This is a genomic window from Diaphorobacter sp. J5-51 (assembly GCF_001023515.1).
Classification (GTDB): Bacteria; Pseudomonadota; Gammaproteobacteria; order Burkholderiales; family Burkholderiaceae_C; genus Diaphorobacter; species Diaphorobacter nitroreducens.
Genome location: NZ_JSYI01000006.1, coordinates 1 through 1,605 on the forward strand (window position 1 = coordinate 1; position 1,605 = coordinate 1,605).

At 49.2% G+C, this 1,605-nt stretch carries 3 protein-coding genes; all 3 read right to left on the reverse strand.

The window, feature by feature from the left end; genetic code table 11:
* Positions 1-520: 520 nt before the first annotated feature.
* A complete protein-coding gene (locus tag OX89_RS18350; protein ID WP_157497246.1) occupies positions 521-742 on the reverse strand; it encodes a hypothetical protein in 222 nt (73 codons plus the stop codon).
* Positions 743-793: 51 nt separating this feature from the next.
* Positions 794-1,276 carry a hypothetical protein gene (locus tag OX89_RS01280; protein ID WP_157497249.1) on the reverse strand — a complete coding sequence of 161 codons (483 nt, stop codon included), beginning with the start codon at positions 1,274-1,276 and terminating at the stop codon, positions 794-796.
* Between the two features lie 82 nt (positions 1,277-1,358).
* On the reverse strand, positions 1,359-1,605 hold a 247-nt coding region (locus OX89_RS01285), incomplete at its 5' end, for a hypothetical protein (protein WP_234305468.1).

Consider the following 1,605-nt stretch of genomic DNA (forward strand, 5'->3'; position numbering starts at 1 on the left):
GTTCATGCTGCTCATTCTATGCTCCATGACAGAGCGAAGCCAACCCAGCGGGATGGCCCCGCGTGGGTGGTTGAATTGCACTTGCGTGCGTTGAACGCTGTTTCGTCTTCCGACAAGGCCAGCAACCTCTTGAACTCAGTGCATTACGCAACTGAGGAACAAACTTGGTTTTCTGAAGCACCCCAAAGGATGCTTTAGAAAACCATCCCCGTAGGGATGGTTGGTTGCTACCGCATAGCTACACTATAAACCAAAGTGCAACGAATGCCACGATACATGCAAATAGAACAGGCGCGTCGTAAGGATCGCACACTTTATTCACCAATCGCACCAAAGTCGCGTGGCTCGCATTATTCACTGGCGTAGGTCTGACCTCAACGTATTGAAGGTTATCAGCGGTCTTAATTTCGACGTTCATAGTGGACTCCATGAAAATTCGCAGAGTCCACCCCGCAGGGTGTTCCCTGCGAGGGTTAAAACTAGTAAACGAGCTTTTTACTTTAGATTAAAAAATAGCTGATTATACGAAATCATATTCCAGCACATAATCACCGGACGGACTTACGTCCATCGCATCATGCGATCTCGCGAAATACTGCGGATCCGAGCAACCAACACAACGGCCAGGACGATTCGTGTCGAGCCATTTCCGAATCGCAGTGGCTTCTTTTTCTTCATACCCTTCCCACTGGTCGTTAACCAGTGCGCTTGACCAAGAAGCAGGTAGTGTATATTTTTGCATGATTGCATTCTCCATTGTTATCAAAAATGATCACAGTAGATGGCGACGTTTTCACGTGCACTCCTGTACGATCTCGAATTTATCTTCCGCAGCACTGACCCTGACTCCATATTCCGGGTTAAGCACTATCTTGTTGCCAACTTTGAATAGCGCGAATGCGAGATTCTCGTAGTCAAAAGAAATGCGGACAGACGGCACACGGTCAATCCCATTGATCGGGTTCGTTCCGATTTCCGTCACAACCCGAATATGATCATCCGGTTTGCCTTCAATCCCAGCGCACCAAACATCTATCTGACCATTGGATTCTCTCAGATCGGAAAGATCCATTTGATGGGTATGCGCTGTGGTTCCTTCGACCCCATACGAACTCCAGTATTTGACTGGAGCGTTAGTGCTTGACTGCTCTTGCGCAAGCACCTGAAACACTACGGCGTCCAGGTTGATGTTGTGTAGGGAGCGGTTTTTTTCCTGCGCGCGAACGCAGCACTCAAACGTTGCCTTGGCGATTGCCATAGCTAAAGAACTATTCATGATGGTCATCCTAAAAAGAGGCCCTCACCCCCAGCGGGATGAGTGACCCCGTTGGGTTTAAATTCTGCCCCGTTCAGGGCGTTCAGGTTTTTGGTTTGGTCAACCCGTAGGCCTGAAACAACTCCCCTAGTGATTTTGCTTGAATATCGCTGGGTGGTTTTTTCAGGTACTTGTCTCCGAGGTGCGCGTCGATTGCTCGAATGATGAGCGCTTCGACGGGTACTTGGATCTCATCAGCCATCATTCGAAGACGATCGGGCAAAGTGTCGTCGTCGCTGAAGGTGATGGTGATTTGTTGCATGGCGATGCTCCTTTGAACATGCGGCAGC

Bases quoted from the DNA above. Each gene is read 5' to 3' on its own strand.
- OX89_RS18350 (WP_157497246.1), bottom strand. From the start codon at position 742: ATGCAAAAATATACACTACCTGCTTCTTGGTCAAGCGCACTGGTTAAC.
- OX89_RS01280 (WP_157497249.1), bottom strand. From the start codon at position 1,276: ATGAATAGTTCTTTAGCTATGGCAATCGCCAAGGCAACGTTTGAGTGC.